Source organism: Vibrio hangzhouensis, from assembly GCF_900107935.1.
GTDB lineage: Bacteria > Pseudomonadota > Gammaproteobacteria > Enterobacterales > Vibrionaceae > Vibrio > Vibrio hangzhouensis.
The window spans coordinates 111,609-133,435 of record NZ_FNVG01000002.1 but is presented as its reverse complement, the minus strand read 5'-3'; the positions used below and the strand labels follow the sequence as shown (position 1 = coordinate 133,435).

The 21,827-nt window shown below is 46.5% G+C and carries 20 protein-coding genes; 7 read left to right on the top strand and 13 right to left on the bottom strand.

Annotated elements, in window-relative coordinates; genetic code table 11:
- Positions 1 to 60 precede the first annotated feature (60 nt).
- From C4S60_RS02435 to C4S60_RS02405, 7 genes are all read right to left on the bottom strand, one after another.
- Positions 61 to 633, bottom strand: coding sequence for a glucose-6-phosphate isomerase family protein (locus C4S60_RS02435; protein ID WP_103878735.1), 573 nt, complete (start codon positions 631 to 633; stop codon positions 61 to 63).
- 1 nt (position 634) lies between these two features.
- Complete coding sequence (locus tag C4S60_RS02430) at positions 635 to 1,762, bottom strand: AGE family epimerase/isomerase (RefSeq protein WP_103878734.1); 1,128 nt, start codon at positions 1,760 to 1,762, stop codon at positions 635 to 637.
- A 51-nt stretch (positions 1,763 to 1,813) separates the two neighbouring features.
- Entirely contained in the window at positions 1,814 to 2,662 is an 849-nt protein-coding gene (locus C4S60_RS02425) for a PTS system mannose/fructose/sorbose family transporter subunit IID (protein ID WP_208623232.1), read from the bottom strand.
- On the bottom strand, positions 2,662 to 3,465 hold the full coding sequence (locus C4S60_RS02420) for a PTS mannose/fructose/sorbose/N-acetylgalactosamine transporter subunit IIC (protein ID WP_103878733.1): 804 nt from the start codon (positions 3,463 to 3,465) through the stop codon (positions 2,662 to 2,664). The genes C4S60_RS02425 and C4S60_RS02420 overlap by 1 nt, the downstream gene beginning before the upstream one ends.
- Before the next feature lie 80 nt (positions 3,466 to 3,545).
- Positions 3,546 to 4,040: a PTS sugar transporter subunit IIB gene (locus C4S60_RS02415; RefSeq protein ID WP_103878732.1), complete on the bottom strand. Its 495-nt coding sequence runs from the start codon at positions 4,038 to 4,040 to the stop codon at positions 3,546 to 3,548.
- An 11-nt stretch (positions 4,041 to 4,051) separates the two neighbouring features.
- Positions 4,052 to 4,480 carry a PTS sugar transporter subunit IIA gene (locus tag C4S60_RS02410; RefSeq protein WP_103878731.1) on the bottom strand — a complete coding sequence of 143 codons (429 nt, stop codon included), beginning with the start codon at positions 4,478 to 4,480 and terminating at the stop codon, positions 4,052 to 4,054.
- 2 nt (positions 4,481 to 4,482) lie between these two features.
- Positions 4,483 to 6,243, bottom strand: coding sequence for a class I mannose-6-phosphate isomerase (locus C4S60_RS02405; RefSeq protein WP_103878730.1), 1,761 nt, complete (start codon positions 6,241 to 6,243; stop codon positions 4,483 to 4,485).
- 242 nt (positions 6,244 to 6,485) lie between these two features.
- Here C4S60_RS02405 and C4S60_RS02400 point away from each other — a divergent pair, with 242 nt between their 5' ends.
- Positions 6,486 to 7,487 (top strand): LacI family DNA-binding transcriptional regulator, encoded by a 1,002-nt coding sequence (locus C4S60_RS02400; RefSeq protein WP_103878729.1) that lies wholly within the window; start codon positions 6,486 to 6,488, stop codon positions 7,485 to 7,487.
- Positions 7,488 to 7,662: 175 nt separating this feature from the next.
- Complete coding sequence (locus C4S60_RS02390; RefSeq protein WP_103878728.1) at positions 7,663 to 8,250, top strand: alpha-ketoglutarate-dependent dioxygenase AlkB family protein; 588 nt, start codon at positions 7,663 to 7,665, stop codon at positions 8,248 to 8,250.
- Positions 8,251 to 8,310: 60 nt separating this feature from the next.
- Here the strand turns inward: C4S60_RS02390 and C4S60_RS02385 are convergent, their stop codons facing one another.
- Positions 8,311 to 9,933: a diaminopimelate decarboxylase family protein gene (locus tag C4S60_RS02385; protein ID WP_103878727.1), complete on the bottom strand. Its 1,623-nt coding sequence runs from the start codon at positions 9,931 to 9,933 to the stop codon at positions 8,311 to 8,313.
- A 496-nt stretch (positions 9,934 to 10,429) separates the two neighbouring features.
- Here C4S60_RS02385 and C4S60_RS02380 point away from each other — a divergent pair, with 496 nt between their 5' ends.
- A complete protein-coding gene (locus C4S60_RS02380) occupies positions 10,430 to 11,806 on the top strand; it encodes an aldehyde dehydrogenase (protein WP_103878726.1) in 1,377 nt (458 codons plus the stop codon).
- 181 nt (positions 11,807 to 11,987) lie between these two features.
- Here C4S60_RS02380 and C4S60_RS02375 read toward each other — a convergent pair whose 3' ends face one another.
- Positions 11,988 to 12,764 carry a sulfite exporter TauE/SafE family protein gene (locus tag C4S60_RS02375; protein ID WP_103878725.1) on the bottom strand — a complete coding sequence of 259 codons (777 nt, stop codon included), beginning with the start codon at positions 12,762 to 12,764 and terminating at the stop codon, positions 11,988 to 11,990.
- A 194-nt stretch (positions 12,765 to 12,958) separates the two neighbouring features.
- On the opposite strand from C4S60_RS02375, the gene C4S60_RS02370 reads away from it, so the two are divergent.
- Positions 12,959 to 13,477, top strand: coding sequence for a DUF2058 domain-containing protein (locus C4S60_RS02370; protein WP_103878724.1), 519 nt, complete (start codon positions 12,959 to 12,961; stop codon positions 13,475 to 13,477).
- Between the two features lie 103 nt (positions 13,478 to 13,580).
- On the opposite strand, the gene alr is transcribed toward C4S60_RS02370, so the two are convergent.
- Both alr and C4S60_RS02360 read right to left on the bottom strand, forming a co-directional pair.
- Positions 13,581 to 14,660, bottom strand: a complete 1,080-nt coding sequence (gene alr / locus C4S60_RS02365; RefSeq protein ID WP_103878723.1) for an alanine racemase — start codon at positions 14,658 to 14,660, stop codon at positions 13,581 to 13,583.
- Positions 14,661 to 14,766: 106 nt separating this feature from the next.
- Positions 14,767 to 16,131, bottom strand: coding sequence for an alanine/glycine:cation symporter family protein (locus C4S60_RS02360; protein ID WP_103878722.1), 1,365 nt, complete (start codon positions 16,129 to 16,131; stop codon positions 14,767 to 14,769).
- Positions 16,132 to 16,983: 852 nt separating this feature from the next.
- On the opposite strand from C4S60_RS02360, the gene dgcN reads away from it, so the two are divergent.
- Genes dgcN through C4S60_RS02345 form a run of 3 tightly spaced genes read left to right on the top strand, consistent with a single transcriptional unit; the run spans position 16,984 to position 19,886 of the window.
- Positions 16,984 to 17,982 carry an N-acetyltransferase DgcN gene (gene dgcN / locus C4S60_RS02355; RefSeq protein ID WP_103878721.1) on the top strand — a complete coding sequence of 333 codons (999 nt, stop codon included), beginning with the start codon at positions 16,984 to 16,986 and terminating at the stop codon, positions 17,980 to 17,982.
- Positions 17,983 to 17,999: 17 nt separating this feature from the next.
- Positions 18,000 to 18,977, top strand: coding sequence for an N-acetyl-D-Glu racemase DgcA (gene dgcA / locus C4S60_RS02350; protein ID WP_103878720.1), 978 nt, complete (start codon positions 18,000 to 18,002; stop codon positions 18,975 to 18,977).
- 51 nt (positions 18,978 to 19,028) lie between these two features.
- Entirely contained in the window at positions 19,029 to 19,886 is an 858-nt protein-coding gene (locus tag C4S60_RS02345) for a D-amino-acid transaminase (protein ID WP_103878719.1), read from the top strand.
- A 98-nt stretch (positions 19,887 to 19,984) separates the two neighbouring features.
- On the opposite strand, the gene C4S60_RS02340 is transcribed toward C4S60_RS02345, so the two are convergent.
- A complete protein-coding gene (locus tag C4S60_RS02340; protein ID WP_244183001.1) occupies positions 19,985 to 20,707 on the bottom strand; it encodes a LytR/AlgR family response regulator transcription factor in 723 nt (240 codons plus the stop codon).
- A gap of 10 nt (positions 20,708 to 20,717) precedes the next feature.
- Positions 20,718 to 21,770, bottom strand: a complete 1,053-nt coding sequence (locus C4S60_RS02335) for a sensor histidine kinase (RefSeq protein ID WP_160111320.1) — start codon at positions 21,768 to 21,770, stop codon at positions 20,718 to 20,720.
- Positions 21,771 to 21,827 lie beyond the last annotated feature (57 nt).

The following is a 21,827-nucleotide window of genomic DNA, read 5'->3' as shown; positions in this document are numbered from 1 at the left end:
ATTCAAGGAATTTTCAGCGTTAGCGTTGACGTCGCCGTTTACGAATACCGCAGCATGGCATCACAGATTTTGTGGCTCTTCCTCTATAGAAACGACTTTGTATCCATCGCTACTTTTCAGTACCCGGACTTTAAATCCGACCTCAGTTAGAAAGTCATAGTTATGCCCTGCAATGGCAGGCCAAACCGCAAGCGCAGATAGTCGAATGTCACTCGTATTTATCAACCGGTGGGCGACAAAGCCCGGAATATGATGCACGCTGCCTGGGAAGACTTTCTCAATGGTCACTTCTCCTTGCTCTGTTTGCATGAGTAACAAACCCTCTCCCTGTGAGCCTAAATAGAACTCTGCCTGCTCTTTACGTTGGTGAATGTGTCCTCGGGTCATGTGGAATTCATCGCCTACTGAACCCGGTTCGATGTGCGAAACACCAAAGTTTAACTCACCTTCAGCGTGCTGGGCAGGAAGCATCTCCACTTGGTAGATAATTTTATCCTGTGCACTTTTGGCACGTTGGGTTTCGTCAGCAAATACGCCTTCAAGCGCGCCAAGCGTGGTCGCTTTGCAGACGACGTTTTCTGCATCAATATGACCAGTTAAGTAATTGATGCTAGGGGGAATAGATAAATGCATATTAATCCTTATTGGCTATTCTGACTAGTTCAGAAAAGGCTAGAAATAGATGATAAAAACTGCTCGCTGGAGAGTGTTCATTTAACGGCTCACCCGTGCTATCTACTTGATCGACCCACAGTCCGGGTAACGCTGGATTCAAGTAGTAAACAAAGATGTGTTCTACAGCTTGACTTACCGCAGCTCGGCGGGCGTCACTAGGGCTACGTTCCCAAAGTGCAATACAGGCTTTTAAGTATTCGGTTTGGCACCAAAGGCGCGACGTTGAACGTAGTGGCTTGCCGTTGGCGTATATCTCGTCCCTGACAAGACCATTGTCGTTATGTCCATATTGCTGTGCAAAGCGGTACAAAGCGTCGACCGTCTTGTCAACATTAACGCCTGTGAGTTTTTGGTAATGGTTAAGTAACCAGATCCACTCATAATGATGACCAGGATCGATGTGGGTGCCTGTTTCCAAATCAAGAGAGAAATCAGCCTGAAAGAACTCAGCTAAATGATCACTTTGCAGGAAATGAGTTTGGAACAGCTGATAGATTTGCGTTGCTCGTTCTATCCAAACGGGATTGTCGGTATGTTCGTAGCTGACCATCAATGCTTCGAACAAGTGCATGTGAGGGTTTTGCCCTTTGCTTACTTCGTTGCCTTCCGTCAGAAAAAAGCCGTTGTATTTTATATCCCATAGATGTGTAGAGATATGTTGGTAAATGGCTTCCATTGTTGCGAGAGAGCTTTCATCAGCCGCTAGTTTGTAATGCCAGGCAAACCCAAGAAGCGCAAAAGCTTGCTCGTATAGATTAATCGCATCACCCTTGTTGTCATCACTTTTACAGAGCGCGAAACGATAACCGGATGTAGGTGAGCCGAAGTGTGCGAATCCCTTTTCAATGGCCGCACAAACTTGATCGCGTCCGTCGATTAGATCGAGCTCAGTGGCGTGGGCGAAAACGTAAACCTGCCGTGGCTGCACACGAAATCTAAGTAACTCGTTACTAAACTCTTGTTCGTCGAAAAGTAAACCTTCGGCGAAAATTCCGTTTTGGTTGGATTGTGTCTTTTGCCATCGAGGTAGGGCATGTTGAGTGAGCCAGTGTTGACAGCGAGCGATTTGAAAGGTTAGGGAGTCCATGGTTTGCTCCAAAGAGTAGGGCACTCGACGAGTGCCCTAAATATTGAAAAGTTAGAAAATACCGATAGCGACACCGATGAAGGAAAGAACCACAAGCGAAAGCATCGCTTTTACCGGACTGAGCCCCTTTTTCGCCATCGCAAACCAGGTACCCAGGACTACAACCAGTGGTAGCAATTTAGGGAAAATTCCGTCGAGCATCATTTGCACGTTGATGTCGACACCGTCTTTGGTTGCAAACTCAAGCCCTGTGCCCAGATTGACGTAACTGGCCGCGACACCACCCATGACAAAGACACCTAATAACGATAACGCTTCACGGATCTTGGTTGAACGGTGGCTAACAAGCATCTCAACTGAGCCAGCGCCCATCTTGTAGCCTTTCATAAATAGTTGATAAGAGCCGATGATGGCAATCGCATTAAACGCCACAATGTAGAAGATAGGGCCTAACATGCTGCCGCCGGCCGCAAGCGCCATACCGATACTGAGTAAGATGGGTACCAACATACCCGGAATCATGGAATCGCCAATACCAGCGACTGGTCCCATCAAACCGACTTTGAGCGTGTTGATGGTTTCGCCATCAATAGGTTCGCCGTTGGCTTTCTTCTCTTCCATACCCACAGCCATACCGTTGATGATGGCACCCAACTGTGGCTCGGTGTTGTAAAATGACGCATGACGCTTCATCGCTTCTTGGCGGTCTTCTTGGTTAGGATAGAGCTTTTTCAAAGCAGGCATCATACCTAGACAGAAGCCAAAGGACTCCAAGCGTTCAAAACTCATCGATGATAGGTTGTACATCATCCATGCACGCCAGCATTTCGTCAGATCTTTTTTGTCGAGTGTGACTTTGGCTTCGATATCGGTACCAATTTTATTGTGTTGTGCAGTCATTAGAATTCATCCTCGTCATCATCAGCCTGTTGAACGGGTGCAGCGTTAGCAGTTTGGGGCTCTGGTTTGTAGTTGTAATGAAGTAGCGCAAATAACGCCCCAATCATTACTAAACCCACCATGTTGAGGTTTAGGAATACGATGCCAACGAAACCGACTAGGAAATAAATCAGCATCGTTGACTCTTTGATGATCTGTTTTAGCAGAATCGCGATACCGACAGCAGGCAAGATGCCACCTAAAACCGTCATGGTGTCAATCACCATATCCGGTAGGCTGGCCATAAACCCTTCGATGTATTGATTACCAAAGTAAACGGCGATAAAGGTTGGAACAAAGCGCATTAAGAAGTTCGTGACCTGAGGATAAATGGCCGAGTTCATGTACACGCCTTTCTCGTCTCCAGCCTCTATTGCCAAATCTGCTCTATGGTTCCAGTAGGAATTAATGACCATCATAAAGTTGAAGATAATGGTGCCAGCGATACCTATGGTCGCGGCGATAGCCACAGCGACTTCCACGCCCTGTCCAGACATGATGCCCAGCGCCACTGCAGGGTAGGCGACAAAGTTAAGGTCGGCTGGCATAGAGCCGCCAGGTGTCACCATTGCGATGTAAACGGCTTGCACCGCCACACCGACCATGATGCCAGTTTGAATATCTCCTAAGATGATACCGACTAACATGCCGGAGACGAGTGGTCGAGTGATGGTGTACCAACCACCGGTCAATCCAAGTAACCAGGGGGTAGAGAGGGCACCGAGATAGCAGAGTATCCCGATAAATACTGCTTCTATAAACATAATGTCATCCTTTAGCTCACGTATTAGTTACTCCACTTTTGAGATAAAAACGCATGTCAAAAGTGGAGGTTGTTTTTTAGTTATTTCAGTTTTTGCAGTGCATCTTTCCAGGTGTAGGAGCTGGCATCAGGTACCAATCTGAAATCGATGTGGTGACCGTCATCAGAGAGGTAGTTAAATGCAGAGATTTCTTCTTGGTTGACGCACTGGTTGCCGCCAATTGTGGTTGTGCCTTCTCGAGCGCTCATTGGGCCAACATTAATTTTGTTATTGAGGTTCTCAAGGCTAATACCTGCTTCACGAATACGGCGTAGCGTGACCGGAGATTTCGCGATGACGAAATACTTCTTGTCGCTGGCGATCACCTTAGGTAGCTTGCTGACGGCGGTCGCGGTATCAAATAGCCAAACTTTAACGTCGGTTACGGCGCCCTTCATGACTTGTGATAGTAACGGGTCGGCTGCTACTGCATCGTCAATAGCTACGATGCCATCACAAGGGAGCTCTTTAGCCCAACGAGTCATTAACTGTCCATGGATAACGCGGTCGTCGATACGCACAAACGAAATAGCCATAGTGTTTCTCCTTAAAAATCGTCTTCTTGTGCCAGCTCTACTGGCTTGGCAACGACAACCGTTTTTAGCGCTTCCTGTTGCAAGGTTGTTGCAACGGACGAAGCGTCCTTCTCTTCAACAAAGTCTGCCGTCATTAAAAGTGTTGGGAAATTCACCCCAGTTACGACTTCAACCTTTGGATTGAAATCCGGGTTGAATGCGTAAGTGCAGGCAACGTTGTAGGGCGTGCCGCATTCCAAATCGCATAGCACGACAATGCCGTCAACATTGGGTGCTATTGCCGTGATTTCATGATGGAAATCCTGTTTAAATTGCTCGATGCCTCCCTCTTCGGTGAGACAGATCGCAGTCGTGTTACTGAGTTCGCCAAATACCATGTTGGCACTGCTGATGAGTGCAGTGGCTAATGGACCGTGACTGGCTACGATAAAATGGAGCATGGTTAACCTCTTACGAACGCTTTAATAGTGGCAATTTCTTTTCCTTCGCTTTCGCCATATGGTTGGATGACATAAGCGTCTACGTGAGCGGGGATAACGAAGGTTTCGGCATAATGAACAACAAATGGCTCAAATTTATTGTCTGGACTCAAGATAATTGCCTCTTTACCTTCCACTAAGTTCAGAACATTGACGGTTCCCTCAGTTTTATGAAGAACGGGTTGGCTGAACCAGTGGCGTCGGGTTTCGATAAACTCGCGCTCATGCAGACCTGTTTTCTCTTCTCTCCAGCCTTCGCCTTCTGCGATTGGTGTAATGGCGTTAACTAAGTGCTCCTGACACCATTCCGTGTTGCGTTCCCACTGAATGACTTCTTTGCCATGGTCTAAGTGAACAGGACGTGGCAGGCCATCAAGCCCCAGACGATCCCAATCCCACAGTTTGAACGTGAAGATGTATGGGGTTGCACTGATTTCAAGCACCATAGAGTCGGAGCCCGAGCAGTGAATAGTGCCAGCCGGGATTAAGAAATGGTCGTGCTTTTTCGCTGGGAATTGATTGATAAAGCGCTCATCATCGAATGACTTTTCGCCGCGCTGCGCTGCATATAAATCATCCATCATTTCATCTGGGTTGATGCCAGACTTAGTGCCAAGGTACACACTGGCTTTTTCTCCAGCGTCTAACATGTAATAGCTCTCGTCTTGGGTATAGTGCATCCCAAATTCGTTCTGAATGTATTCCGTTAGAGGGTGTACTTGCAGACTCAGATGCTGACCTTGCATGGTATCGAGGAAGTCGAATCTGATTGGGAACTCGGCGCCAAAGCGTGCATGGACACTGTCACCTAAGAGAGCGCGCGGTTGTGTTAATACCAAGTCTTGCGATGGAATTTCAACAACAACGTCACCATATTTAAGCAGTAGGCTGTTTTCTTCAGGAACGCAGTCAAAACACCATGCATAGTTTGGCTTGTCTTGGTCTAGGTCGCAGACTTCTCTCATCCATTGACCGCCCCAAACCCCAGGGTCAAAGAAAGGTACCAGTCTAAATGGTTGAGTTGTTGCTTGTATCAGACCAGCATAAAATGCTTCGCCAGACACCATCTTAGGGTCAAAAGCGGTGTTGGTGTCTAATAGAAAATCAACGTCAGACAACAGCTTGGTCTTGTAGCGGTCGAAGACACGCCATTCTATAAAGAAGGAACGCTTGTACTTACGCAAGACGTCTTCGTTGTAGTTTTCCGCACCCCAGTTACCCAGTTCGCCACGGCGGAAGCGTTGCTGAATTTCCCAACGGGCTAAATCCGCGTAAACAAAGGTATCGCCTTCAGCGACCAACCTAGCGCCATGACCCATAACGACGATCAAACCAGAATCGGCATCGCTAACGGTTTGTTTAAGATCTTGTAGCTTCTTGCTGTCAAAAAACTCGTCCAGCTTGTGTGGTGCAATGACGCCAAATACTCGGTCGTTGGTAATGTTACGTTCTAACATGGCGAAGATATGTTCTTCGGAGTATTTCGCATCGTCCATTGACACCACTAAAGCGGGGGAGAGCGGTGCAACAAGCTGGTCGAGGAGCTCGTTGTGATTGACGCCATGATAGGTGTCGATCACCAAAATATGTTTATCTTGGCCCTGAATGCGTTGTTCAATTGTGTTGACGATACTGTTCCAACCGCGAACGGCAGCGTGATCAAAGCCCTTCACTTCTACATTTGGAAACTTGTCATAATTGGATTGACCAGATAGGTACTTCATACATCACCTTGAGTTAATCATTTGACTACAGTCTAATCACTCAGTTAATCAACTAACAAATAGGTTAACGCGGTTAACCACTCATTTAGCAGTTGTTAACCCTTATTTGGACGGGCATTTTTGTAGTTAATCACATAATCATGACGATAAATGTCCATTGTTTAGGTTAATCGATTAACCTTATTTTAATCAGATAAGAAAGTCGCTATAACTGGTGCCAATTTCTTTTACTGGAGTTCAATATGGCGAAAGCAACCATTGCGGACGTGGCTAAGCATTGCGGCGTTTCCACCGCGACCGTGTCCATGGTATTGACTAACAAAGGGCGAATTTCGGCGACCACGCGTGAGCGAGTATTAGAGGCGGTTAAGGAGCTTGGTTATGTTTACAATCAGGCAGCGGCTAACCTGCGACATAAGCGCAGTAACCTAGTCGGGCTCGTCACACCTGATATCACCAACCCCTTTTTCTCTGAAATGATCGCAGGGCTTAGCCATTATCTTGAAGAGCAAGATTCGTTACTGTTTCTCGCGAATGCTGAAGAGAGCGTTGAGCGTCAAAGCAAGTTCATTGATTCGTTGTTGAGCCAGAACGCTGGTGGCGTAGTCATGTGCCCGGCGATGGAAACCAATCTGGACTTTTTGCAGACAGTGCAAAGCCGTGGGTTTCCGATAGTGTTAACCGTCCGGCCTATTGGAGAGGATCAATTTGATTTTGTCGGTACCAATAACTTTATGGGCTTACAATTGGCGACGGAACACCTGATCAAAAAAGGTCACAAACATATTGCTTTTGTAGGTGGGCTAGAGATCTCGAAAACACGTTCTCATCGCCTTGGCGGTTATATGTCAAAGCTGATGGAGCATGGGATTCCATTTAATGAACGATACATACGAAGCTGTTCAGCGAGTCGCTCTGAGGGAGCCAAGGTGACAAGGGAGTTATTGGATCAGCACCCGGAAATTACCGCAATTATTGGCTACCAAGATATCGTCGCTTTTGGTGTGATGCGAGCGATTAAAGATCTTGGTAAAACCGTGGGTAAAGACATCGCGGTTGTGGGTTTTGATGACGTGGCGGAATCGGCGAATACCAACCCAGCACTGACTTCCATTTCTGTTTCGGCAAGAGAAATTGGTCGAGCCGCAGGAGAAATCATTCTCGCGCGAATGGAGGGGGACAAACAGCCCTACAAAAGCGTGGTGTTCCCGCCAAAACTGGTGGTTAGAAGCTCATGCGGCTAAACAGATTTTAGTTTAGCCTTGGAAGGTCGCGCGCCACTGTTCGAAGGTATAGCAATTTGGAAGTGTTAAACCACTGCCCCATTGACCGAGAAACGTTGCGTCGATCACTGGAAAAGCATGATCTATCCGATAAAGTGTTCATTCCTGAAGATGGGGAAGTCATTGAGTTTTAATTATGGAATTAGCACAAGGGAGTTGGACAGAAGTACCGGACGGCAGGCTGCTATGGTTGCCCGATTTTATTGATGTGTTCGAATCAATGGAGTGGTTTCGCATTCTAAATAGCGAACTTCAATGGCGCGAAGATAAGATCATGATGTTCGGTAAGTGGGTGACTATACCGAGATTGCAAGCGTGGTATGGTGACGCAAGCTATCAGTACTCCAATTTAACCTTAGATCCTTTACCTTGGACACCAAGCCTTGAGGAGTTAAAAGGTCGATGCGAACAGGCGTCTGAGGCATCGTTTAATTCGGTTTTAGCGAACCTATATCGAAGCGGACAAGATTCTAATGGCTGGCATAGTGACAATGAACCCGAATTAGGAACTACCCCAGTGATTGCTTCACTCAGCTTTGGTGCAACGCGACGATTTTTATTGAAGCACCGTAGGTCCAAGGAAAAAATCACGTTAGATCTGCCTTCCGGAAGTCTATTGGTGATGGCCGGAGAGTTACAACGTCACTGGGTGCATTGTGTCCCTAAAACTGCTCGGCAGGTTGAGCCCCGAATCAACTTAACTTTTCGATATATCCAGACATAAAAAACTCCTGCTGATAGCAGGAGTTTTGAGGTTCGTTCTCTATGTCTTAGACTTTAGGTCTTAGATTTTATCAGCACTGCGACGTGAAACTCGGCGCGCGGCCGGCTTTTTAGCCGCTGGTTTCTTTGCGGGTGCCTTTTTGGCTGGAGCCTTCTTCGCAGGTGCTTTTTTAGCCGCCGGCTTTTTAACTGGCGCAGTAGGCTTCAAACGCTCAGGAAGAATTTGTGTTGCAAACACATCTTCTACCGTCTCAGCACGTTTGATAAGCTCCGCTTCGCCATCTTTGACCAATACGGTTGCGGGACGAGGTAATGAGTTGAACTGGCTTGCCTGAGACTCAGCATAATGACCGACATCCATGATTGCGAGCACATCTTTTGGCTCAAGTTTCGGCATGCGTGCACCACTTTCCCAGATGGATGGAATACAGATAGGTCCAGCAATCTCTGTTGTCTTGTTGAGCAGCGGCTGAGTCATCTTGTTCGCAGGCAGAACCGGGTTTTTAGACTCTTGAGATTCAACCAATACTGCAAGGTAGGTTGATGCATCGACCATGGTATAGCTGTAGTCCATTTCCTGGTCTTCTTTTACCACGTAAACTGAGGTAAGCAGAGTACCAATGTTGCCAGCGATATAGCGGCCTGGTTCTAGCCATAGCTGAGGGATTTCAAATCCTTCTCGATTGAATTCATCTAGCATTCCCGCACATACAACTTTTGCGTAGTCTTCGATGGTGTTAGGGTTCATCAGGTTTTCAACACTGCGACCTTCTGGCTCACGCTCACGTGGCCAACCACCGCCGAGATCAACCTGGAATGGTTGTACATCACAAGCACGAGAGATTTCGATGACGTCACGTGCATACTGACGATACAGTGCATCCCAGCCAGCAGGGTCTTTAGAGAAACGACCCAAGTGAGTATGGAAACCATAGAATTCAAAGAGATCAATTTCTTTAACGCGATTAACGATCTTCTTGGCTTCTTCTTTTAGCAGGCCAAACTTGATCCATTTCATTGCGCCCTTGAAGTCAGGGAATGGGTAGGCGTCAGGTGTAAAGTTATCAAAGAACTCTTCTGGAAGTACTTTCAAGCGTACGGCGATACGAACTTTTTCTGCTGGCTTCACTTCACGAGCGATACGCTCAACAATTTCGATCTCTTCGAATGAGTCAAGGTGAATCGCGTAGCCGTACTCAATCGCTTTGCGAATAGCCAGTTCGGGTTTTACCGTACCGTTCAGCGCGATGGTCTTAGGATCGGCGCCGCCAATACGTGTGGCTTCCACTTCTCCAGGGCCGAAACAGTCGCCGCCGACACCTTCTTCATTACAAATCGCACGTACGGCGAAGTTGGTGTTGGATTTGATGGCAAACATGACGTTGACAGGTTTTGGCCAGTGAGAACCAAAAGCATTTTTCACGCGACGCAGGTTACCGCGAAGCGTGTCCTCGCTCAGGACGAACAACGGGCTTCCGTACTGCTCGATAAGGTCGGTTGCTTTGCAGCCACCGATATAAAGATCGTCGCCTTGGGTGGTGAGTTCGTCAGTAGGGGTCAGGATATTCTCCAGACGCTCAGCATAGTTTTGATTAGCCTTGTGTTCAGCAAGCAGCTGTTTTTGTTCTTGCAGAACAAAGCTCAGGTGATTGACGGATTCTTCTAAACGATCTTGATACTTCATATCTGGCCTCTAGCGAGTGGAAAGTCTGGAAATAATTAACTGAGGCCTAGATTAGTCAGGGATGAAAAAGTGAGCACGTCACTCAGAGTCAAAATATCTTACGCTAAAGGTGGCTAATTGTTACGCTGAGGTTGCAAAAATAATTATGTCATTTAATGTGTTACTGGTTTTCAGTAACCTGTTACAGTAATTTACGTATCTCTCTGTCGGCACTCTCTATATCGTTCATGCCAGTCCACGCCAGTATTTGTGATCTTGTTGACAGAATTCACATCAAACATAAGCCAAATCAATGTTAGTCAAGTAACGCGCCGTGTTTTGGTTCACGTTTTTGTTACCTTTCATTCAATTTTATTGACACTGAGTGACGTTACCATGCTTTGGTGCTCGGTTAAATTATCGTCACTTTCTCAGGGCATCGTGAGAAACACTCGATGATGATCCGAATGAACAATAACAGTGAGTTAGTCACTTAAATTTAAACGAGGTAATGTTTATGTCTTTTGATATCAATAACGCTCAAGGTGTATTCGCAACAGTGGAAGCTGCGATTGAAGCGACGCACAAAGCTCAGGTGGAATTTTATGCGAACTCTACCAAAGAAGGTCGCGAAGCTATCCTGACTGCTATCCGCGGTGCTGTTCTCGAGCGTGCAGAAGACTTTGCAAAGATGGTTCGCGAAGAAACCAAACTAGGCCGAGTTGAAGAAAAAGTGGCTAAACACCAATTGGCTGCATTGAAAACCCCAGGTACTGAAGTTCTAGAGACTAAAGTATGGTCTGGAGACAACGGTATCTCTTTGGAAGAGCGTGCACCTTATGGTGTTATCGGTGCAGTTACTCCTGTCACTAACCCAACTGAAACTATCGTTAACAACGCGATCTCTATGCTAGCGTCTGGTAACGCGGTAACGTTCAACGTTCACCCTTCTTCTAAAGTAGTTTCTGCGGTAATGGTTGATCTTCTTAACAAAACGATCGTTGAAGCAGGCGGGCCGGCTAACCTAATCACTATGGTGAAAGAGCCAACGCTAGAAACACTAAGCGAAATCGCTAAGTCACCACTCGTAAATATGCTAGTTGGCACGGGTGGTCCGGGCCTTGTGAAAGCAATCCTACAATCTGGTAAGAAAGGTGTAGGCGCTGGTGCCGGTAATCCACCTGTTATCGTTGACGCATCTGCGAATCTAGATCTGGCTGCGGCTGGTGTATATGGCGGTGCCTCTTTCGACAACAACTTGCTTTGTATCGGTGAGAAAGAAGTCTTTGTTGAAGATTCAGTGGCAGAAGATTTCCTTACCAAGCTTGAAGCTGCTGGTGCATACGTGCTGACTGCTGACGAAGCTGAGAAGCTGACTTCAGAAATTCTAACTATGGACGAAATCGATGGTGCTAAGCCATGTACTGCGCAAGAAATTGCTCGCGTATGGCACCCAGTTAAGCAACACGTAGGTCAGGATGCCAGCGAGATCCTTAAGTCTATCGGTGTTGAGTCAGAAACTCGTCTAGCGGTTATGATTGTTGAGAACGATCACCCACTAGTACACGTAGAGCAGATGATGCCGGTACTTCCAGTGGTTCGTTGTGTGAACATCGACGAAGCTATTGAGCGCGCAGTTGCTGCTGAGCGCGGTAACAAGCACTCTGCATGTATCTACTCTGGTAACATTGAGAACGTCACTAAGTTCGGTCGTGCTATCAACACCACTATCTTTGCTCACAACGGTCCAACACTATCTGGTGTAGGTTACAACGCTGAAGGTACTTCAACGTTCACTATCGCGGGTCCTACGGGCGAAGGTATCACAAACGCGTACTCGTTCACTCGTGCACGTCGTTTTGCAATCGCTCAGGGCGGTTTGCGTATTGTTTAATAGATAATGCGGGTGCGTCCGCATTTGTCTTGAATTTCATCGACTCTTCCCAAGCGATGATATACCCCAGCCGAGCGAAAGCTCGGTTTTTTTTATGGCTATTTCTCTAAACGCAAACATCTTAGATTTGTGGTTGTCTGAGTTAGAGGGGGATGGGTTTACAGCGCATTATCCATCGTTGTTATACGTAGGTAGAATAAAAGAAATAGCCAGTGATCACGACTGAACTGAGAGTGACAAAGCCTTTCACATAGGCCTGTGGTACTTTTCGTGACAGATGAGCGGCCACATAGCCCCCGGTTAGTGTTCCGAGCATGACAGCAAAGCCCGAATACCAGTCGATCAAACCGTTGACAATAAACAGCACGATGGCGATGGCGGATACACAGGTGGAAATCAACAGCTTCAGTCCGTTCATCAGATTAATATCCCGATAACCTGCCACTGCAAGATAACTCAGACCAATCACGCCAAGGCCGGCATTAAAAAAGCCACCAAATACCCCGACGCCAAATAAGAACAAAGCCAACATCATAGTTACCAGTAATCCGAGTTTTGCGTCGCTGCTGACGTTCTTCAGGCGGTCATTAATCTTGTCACCAAAGATAAACAACAGGGTTGCAATGAGCAGTAACCAGGGAATGGCGGTCACAAATTGCTGTTCGGAAACCTGAATAAGAAGAAAGCTGCCGGTGATACCGCCTGCAAAACTGAGCAGTACGATCTTAGCCAGATTTGAGCGATCTTTTAAAACTTCGCGCCTGAAGGCATAAGTACCACTGACATAGCCTGCACAGGCGGCGAACGTATTGGTTGCGTTGGCCATGATCGGAGGGATGCCGACAAACAATAGGGCAGGAAAGGTAATAAAGCTCCCGCCTCCGGCAATCGAATTTAAGATTCCACCCAGAATACCAGCGATGAACAGCATTGCGATTTGAGACAGTTCTAAAAGCATTAGTTTGTTGATTTTTCGTTATTTTATAGATACCAACATATAACAAAATGACAGTGGCCACAAAAGGGATAGTGTCAGACGTGATCTCAAATCAGTATGCTTATTTGTCGGATCGTTTGGCTTCTGGACTTGCCCTCTCTTCAATTTCTTGGGATCATGCCAACAATTGTGAGAACAAACTAGGATTGCATTCCATGTCAAAACTAAGCCTTCAAGAGCAGATGCTAAAAGCAGGTCTGGTCAACGAGAAGAAACTGAAAAAAGCCAAGAAAGGTTCGAAAAAATCACGAGTTCAAGCGCGCGAAGCAAAAGCGGCCGTTGAAGAAAGCAAAGCAGCACAAAAAGAGCGCGATCAAGCACTGAACAAGCAGCGTGACGAAGAAAAATTGAGCAAAGAAATCAAAGCTCAGGTGAAGCAGCTGATTACACTCAACACCATCGCGCATGGTGATGGTGACATCAAATACAACTTCACCGATGGTACGCTGGTGAAATCACTGTACGTGACTCAGGAAGTCCGTGACCAACTCAGTAAAGGTATTCTTTCTATTGCACGTCTTGAAGACAGCTACGCCGTGATCCCAACGGTAGTTGCGAAGAAAATCGCAGAACGTGACGCGGAGACTGTGATTGAAAATGACACCAAAGAAGAAGTGATCGAAGAAGATGACCCGTACGCACAGTATGTGGTACCTGATGACCTGATGTGGTAACAACGTGACATAGGGCGTTTACTACGCTCGATTTAAAAGCGCGTAATTACTCTGGTGTTTACGCGTTTTTTTATTTGCCTTGATTGGGCGCGTGATCTTGTGATTAAGAGGGATGAAGATAGCGCTTGTAAACTCGTTTTGTTAGCTTAATCATCAACTCGTAAGCGATGGTCCCAATATGCTGAGAAACTTGTTCAATTGGTAACTCTTTCCCCCATAACACGACGGGATCCCCCGCTTTGTCTTCTGCGCCGGGACCGAGATCCACGGTAAGCATATCCATAGAGACTCTGCCTACAATAGGTACGATTCGACCATTGACAAAAACAGGTGTACCTTCTGGTGCCAGCCTCGGGTAGCCATCGCCATACCCCATGGCTACAACGCCAATTCTGGTATCGCGAGAAGAACTCCAGGTCTCACCGTAACCGATAGGTTCGCCACAGTAATGATCCCGAACAGCAATTAACTTGGATCTCAGCGTCATAACTGGCGTCAATTCACGTTCGCACGGCTCGTCTCCCTTGGGAGAAATGCCATAGAGGGCGATGCCCGAACGAACGCGGTCTAGGTGGCTGTCGGGCCAGTATAAAATTCCCGCAGAGTTGGCTATTGATTTTTCGCCTGGATAGTTTTGGGTGAGAGCATTAAAGCATTGCAACTGATTTAAAGTGGTATCAGCATCGGTTTCGTCGGCACAGCTAAAATGACTCATAAAGCAAGGTTCGCCATAGACATGGCTACACGATTGGAGCCTCGTCACATAGTCTGAAACCTCAGCAGGATGAACGCCTAGCCGATGCATTCCAGTATCAACTTTAATCCACACCTTAATGGGTTTGTTTAGTGGAGTCGTCTCTATGGCAGCGAGCTGCTCTGGATGGTGGATAACCGTTTGCATGCCTTGTTCCGCTGCGATAACCAAGTCTTCGGCACAAAAGCAGCCTTCCAGTAGTAGTATCGGTTTTGTGATCCCCTCGGATCTGAGTGATACGGCTTCTTCAATGCGAGACACGGCAAACATCTCCGCCTCTGGCAAGGCATGGGCGATATTAATGGCGCCATGACCATAGCCGTCCCCTTTGATGACGGCGATAAGTTTACTGTTTGGGCTGCACGCTTGCAGAATTTGATAGTTATGGCGTAGAGCCTGAAGATCAATAACAGCTTCAGCAGTTATCATACGCACTCCCATTTTGTTTGTGGTGATCGGATATAGTGGTAAGGATTACCGCGCCGATAACACATGAAGGACGTTACAAGTGTTGTCAGCGCGGTGTTGAGCGGGGTTAGTTACCCACTTTCAGTGCTTGGCCTTGTTTGGTTTCAAAGTAGGATTTGGTGAGTTTGAATACCACAGGGCTTAATACCGCCAAGGCGATTAGGTTTGGAATGGCCATCATAGCGTTAAGGGTATCGGCTACCAGCCATACGAAACTCAGGTTCAGGCTACACCCGATAGGGATAGCCAGAATCCATAGGACACGGTATGGAAAGATAGCTTTGACACCAAACAGAAATTCAACACAGCGCTCACCGTACAGTGACCAGCCGATAATTGTAGTAAAGGCAAAGATGGCCAGGCTGATGGCAACGATATAGTTACCCCAACCAGGCAATGAGTTTGCGAAAGCCAGAGACGTCAATGCTGCTCCGGATTCACCTGAAGTCCAGGCGCCGGAAATAATGATCACAAGGCCAGTGATGGTGCATACCACCAAGGTATCCAGAAAAGTACCTAGCATGGCGATCAACCCCTGACGAACGGGATCGTTGGTTTGCGCACTGGCATGGGCAATTGGTGCTGAGCCCAGACCGGCCTCGTTTGAAAATACGCCTCGTGCTACTCCGAAACGGATAGCCATCCAAACAGCAGCGCCTGCGAAACCACCTTCAGCCGCAGCGGGAGAGAATGCGTGAGTAAAAATCAGCGAAAAAGCGCTACCCAGTTGGTCAATATTGAGAGCCAGAACCAACAGACCACTCAACATATAGGCAATCGCCATAAAAGGAACAAGCGCACCGGCAAAGCGACCAATTCTTTTTAGACCACCAATCAGCACCAGACCAACGGCCACCATTACTACAAGGCCAACAATAAAAGGAGAGAAATCAAAGTTAGCTTCCAGCACTTGAGCAATAGAGTTCGCCTGTACTGTGTTACCAATACCAAAACCGGCTATGGCACCGAACACGGCAAACAAGGTTCCCAGCCATGCCCATTTTTTGCCCATACCATTCTTGATGTAGTACATGGGCCCACCGACGAAGCTACCGTTTTCATCAATTTCGCGGTATTTCACCGCCAGTACGGCTTCCGCATATTTGGTCGCCATTCCCATCAAAGCCGTAAACCACATCCAGAATAGTGCACCAGGTCCACCAATAAAAACGGCGGTAGCGACGCCGGCAATATTACCTGTACCCACAGTGGCTGACATTGCTGTCATTAATGCCTGATATGGTGGAATTTCGCCTTCGCCCTCGGACTTTCTCCCATGCCACATGAGTTTAAACGCACTGCCTACCTTCAAAATTGGCATTAGCTTTAACCCCAGGCTTAGAAATATACCGACACCCAAAATGAGTATCAGCATTGGCCATCCCCATACAATGCTATTGAGTTGCTCTATAAGCTCAATGATCGAATCCATCAACTAACCTCCATATAGATTTTGAATTCTTGTTTATGGCAATAGAGCAATAAGCAGACCAGAAATAACAACGATATAAATAAAACCTCTGAACAGTCAGGGAAGGTTAATAATATGTTTCATGTTGAAAAGTACGTGTGCTAAATAAATTGGCATCAAGAAGTGCTTGGATTGTATGAAAATTCCATGATTTATAACTATTGTAGATGGATAATCTTTTATGTTTTGATACAAATTCTTAACTTGAAGAGCGCTGTTTATCGGTTAAATGTAGATAACACACAACAAAAATCGCATTGATATAAATTGCCGGAAAAGATATGAGTCGCACTAATTGGATGCAGGTGCATCATTGAAGTGCATTTGATGCAGCTTGAGAGTGTCTTGCAACTGGCTGTTTAAAAAGAAAATTAACCACTAGTTACCTAAAGAGAGAAAAAGCAGTAGTTATTTCCATTTGAATCCAAATTATTGAAAGACATTTTTTTGCGCTGATTTGAGCGGAATTTACTTGATTTATTGAAGTAGTGTTTACTAAGAAATTGGCTATTTATAGGATTATAATTTGCTGATATATGGTGGGGTTTATATTCTAAATTTAATGGTAAATAAGGGATTAAATTCCGATTCAGTGCGTTCGCTGTTACTGATGATTTTCCAGAGTAATAGTCTGTAATTTCTCACATGGAGTGGTGAGATTGACATGCATGTAAGTCATCGAGTAGAAAAAAATTTTGCAAAAATGGCAAAGTTGTCACGATTTTTGCTGGCGTAGGGTTAACGGATGAATGAGTCTTGCTTGAAACTAAGTCAGGCAGAAAAAATTAGTGATATGTTGTAGGAGATTTTGATATGGACCTTAAAAAACCTTATTTGCTATTTCTTGGCGATGCTGCCGATCCACTAGCGGCTAAAGTGGCACAAGGGATTAAACAGTGGCATCCGGAGTATTGTGTAGGTCAATTCCGCTTGCCTGAGTGCCAGGCAGATTGTGGTCTACCAGATATGAGTATTAGCGAAGCAGTAAAAGCGGGAGCTAAAACATTAGTAATAGGGGTGGCCAATCGTGGAGGCGTGATTTCCGAGCAATGGCTGGACGTTTTGGTTGAGGCATTGGAAGCCGGGATGGATCTGGCATCTGGTCTACATAATCGCCTGAACGATATTCCTGCTCTAACCGAGTGTGCAAAGGCCAATGGCCGTCAACTGTTCGACGTCCGTTACCCTACGCAGACTTATCCGGTTGCCAATGGTCGCAAGCGAACAGGCAAGCGCTTGCTGACAGTGGGTACCGATTGCTCTTGTGGAAAGATGTACACCTCACTGGCGATCGAAAAGGAGATGCGCAGTCAGGGCATGAATGTCGATTTTCGAGCCACGGGCCAAACTGGGATCTTAATTAGTGGCAGTGGTGTCAGTGTTGACTGTGTCGTTGCTGACTTTATTGCTGGTGCAGTTGAAACCATTTCTCCTGATAATTCCGATGATCACTGGGATGTCATAGAGGGTCAGGGCTCTTTGTTCCATCCATCATTTGCGGGTGTGACGACCGGACTTATTCACGGCGCACAACCTGATGCATTAGTGCTTTGTCATGAGCCTACGCGAACTCATATGCGTGGACTGGCAGATTATTCTGTGCCAGATCTTAAAGAATGTATGGAAGCGAATCTGGCGACAGCCAGGCTGACTAACCCAGATGTACGTTTCGTTGGTGTTTCGGTCAATACCTCTCAACTTGATGAGGCTGAAGCAATGAGCTTGCTGGATAACATTGAAACCGAACTTGAGTTACCTGCCGTTGATCCTTTCCGTCAGGGCATGAGTCGTATCGTGAAGAAGTTGGGTTAAGCCCGTACGGAGGTAGTATGAAAATCCGTTTCTATACACAAAGTTGGCCAATTCGTGGCAGTTTTACCATTTCTCGCGGTAGTCGAACCCAAGCCGATGTGGTGATTGTCGAGTTGGAAAAGCGCGGTGTTGTAGGCCGGGGGGAATGTGTTCCTTACAGTCGTTACGGCGAGTCGGTGACCAGTGTTCTGAGCCAGCTTGAAGCGCTGGTTCCTCTGCTAGAAGCGGGATTAGATCGCTTTAGCATACAAGAGATACTGCCTGCTGGGGCAGCACGTAACGCCGTGGATTGTGCTTTGTGGGATTTGGAATGTAAAGCCGCTGGGGTATCTATCTGGCAGCGATTACGTCGCTATCCGCCGCAACCTTTAGTCAGTGCTTACACCCTCTCGTTAGATTCTCCAGACATGATGGAGCAAGCTGCTCGAGATAACGTACAGTTTCCAATTTTAAAATTGAAAATGGGCGGGGAAGGTGATTTGGAAAGGGTAGCAGCTGTGCGTCGTGGAGCACCAACAGCTAAAATTATTCTTGATGCCAATGAAAGCTGGACTCCAGAACTATACCAGGAGCTGGTTCCTGAACTGGTCAAGCTGAATGTTGCCATGATAGAGCAGCCCCTGCCGGCAGGTGATGATGAAGTACTGGCCGAATTGCCACACCCAATTCCCTTGTGTGCCGATGAGTCATGCCATGACCGAAAAAGCCTTCCGGCGTTGCGAGGGCGATATGAGATGGTCAATATCAAAATGGATAAAACCGGTGGTCTGACTGAAGCTCTGTCACTGAAATACGAAGCCAGAAAAGAAGGTTTTCAGGTCATGGTTGGCTGTATGCTTGCCACGTCACTGGCGATGGCACCGGCATTTGTGGTTGCTCAGGGGGCCCAGGTTGTTGATTTAGATGGTCCCTTATTGCTAGATAAAGACAGGGAAAACGGTTTTAAATTCATTCAGCAAGCAATGCAGCCTTTTCGGCCCCAGCTTTGGGGTTAATGCATTGTCATGAAATGCTAGTGTGCCTGAGAAAGATTTGAGGAAATAATTATGGAACGCATCGTCTATTTGAACGGTGAATATGTAAAGGAAACTGACGCAAAGATTTCTATCTTTGATCGAGGCTTCTTGTTTGCCGATGCTGTATATGAAGTAACCGCTGTCTTAAACGGAAAGTTGGTTGATAATGCTGGTCACTTGGCTCGGCTGGAACGCTCATGTCAAGAGCTGGAGTTGCCTTTGCCAGTAAGTGCTGAGCAATTGACACAAATTCAGAAACAATTGGTGAAATTAAATCAGTTAGAAGAAGGTGGGGTTTACCTTCAGCTTAGCCGGGGCAATGCTGGCGACCGTGACTTTGCCTATCCTGTGGATACCAAGCCGACGTTAGTGCTGTTTACCCAAGCCCGCGCTTTGTTAGACAGCCCAAAGGCTGCAAAAGGCATGAAAGTAATCTCGTTGCCGGATATTCGCTGGAAAAGACGTGATATTAAAACCGTTGGTCTTTTAGCGCCATGCATGGCTAAACAGGCGGCACTCAATGTGGGAGCTGATGATGCATGGCTGGTGGAAGAGGGCTATGTGACAGAAGGTAGTTCCAACAATGCCTATATTGTTACTAATGACGGAACTCTGGTTACACGCCCGCTCAGTGACGCTATTCTACATGGCATCACCAGGAAAAGTTTGCTGCAATTGGCCGAACAAGCTGGGATCATAATAGAAGAGCGTAACTTCACTATTGAAGAGGCCTATAAGGCATCTGAAGCTTTTGTAAGCTCGGCAACCACCTTTGTCTGGCCAGTGGTTGAGATCGATGGCCACAAAATTGGCTCTGGTGAACCAGGTGAAATTGCTGGGATTTTGCGAAAAATCTATATTAATAATGCTATCTCATCGGCTGAGTAGGTGTGTCTCGGACTGTGCCTGCTAAGGAAAGCAAATTGGGTGAACCGCCATTAAGGAAGTGATGGGACACCCATTTATCAAGAAGTCATTGTTGGACGCTATTTTAAGTACTCATTGACTATAGACACCTTAGCCCTCGCTACCGGGATACTTTGACCGACACCACTTAACGAAATGAGAGTATTTCTGGCCTCGCGCTGTATTTGCGTTATCAAACTCACGTTAACTATAAAGCTGCGGTGCACTCTCAAAAAGTGCTCAGGGCCTAACTCGGTTTCAAAGTTTGTCATAGTCTCTTCTGTCACTATGGTTTGCAGTTGAAATTTTCTTTGTCCCGATGAAGTTAGGTTAACTTGTTGGTAGCGGCCGATACTCTCTATGTAGCTGATATCGCTTTCGGTGAGCCTGTAGGTTGTCTTGCCATCATTGACTAGAATTTCAGGTTCTACAGCAGGTGATACCAGAGGTGGAAGGGATTTAATCTTTTCAAAACAGCGCTCAAGTCTGGTTTGGCGAACGGGTTTTAATAGATAGTCCACGACTTTGGTTTCAAATGCGTTCAATGCGTGCTCAGAATATGCAGTCACATAAACCAAGTGATAGGGTACATGTTCCGTAGCTTTAGCGACCATAAACCCATCCAATCCTGGCATTTCTATGTCCATAAACACAATGTCAGGTGTCTGTTGGCAAATTGCCTCAATTCCTTGCTGCGGGTTGTTGTAACTGCCAATCACTTCAATCTCGCTAAATGAGGCCAAACTGCGCTTTAATGCGTGAGTGGCTGCAGGTTCATCATCAATGAGTAGCACTCGGTACACAGTATTCTCCCTAAAAGCCATGACGAATGGTGATTTGCGCGCAGCTGATGCCGTCAGCAAAATTCATCGAAAAACTGGCGTCGTCGTATTCTAAATTCAAAGTTTCAATAATATTGTTGTGGCCACTGCCTGCTTCAAATGTTGGCGTTGTAGGTTCCGGCCAACTGTTGCAGACAGTTATGCAAAGCTCACTTTTTGCATAGCGAGTTTTAATGTCGAGGTGAATCGGATCAATGGTTCTACTAATAGCATGCTTAATCACGTTTTCTACCAGCGGCATGATCAGCATTGGTGGAATTTGCAGCGCTTGACTCTCTTCGCCAATATCGATGGAGAAATGCAATCGCTCGGTAAAGCGCGCTTTTTGAATGGCTAAATAGTGCTCAATCAGTTCTACCTCATCACGGAGCAAAATTCGCTTTTTGTCAGAGATAGCAATCGTGCCCCTGAGTAAGTCACTGAGCTCAAAAATAAGCTCTTGAGCAAGCTCGGGGCGCTCAGGGATCTCGCTGTGCAGCAGGTTTAGCGTGTTGAACAGAAAGTGTGGGTTGGTTTGAATACGCAATAGAGAAATCTCAGATTCCTTTAACGACATTTCTAACTCTAATGCTTTTTGTTTTAGCTGCCAGCTGTGAACCACCATAGTGTAAATGACGACTTGGAGTAACAAGTTTAAATAGGTGAGCAGCTTTAACCGGACGAGCTGAAATATAGTCACCGTATCAAAGGTTTGTATAACGGGCAGACCGCCAGATGTGATCGCAATAGCCAGTGAAACCAGTGCCACATTGATGAAAATCTGATGTATCAGCTTGTGACGATAAACCGTGCCAAACTTAGTCGCATCAAAAACGCGTCGGAATGCCCAAAACAGGGCACAAACCATAAAAATGACCGACAGCGCACGAAGCGCATAAACAGCAGCGTGAGGCTTGTTTAGCACGGTCATCGCGTAGTAGACAGCCACGCAAATGATAATTGAGTTAATGAGTGGCCAGATAACCAGTATGAGTAAGTCTTGTCTTGAAAAAGATAAGTTGAGCGACTGTAACTTTGTGAGCATGGGGTCCAATAACTGGGATTTCAAAATAGGCACTCTTGGCATGGGGTAACGATAGTA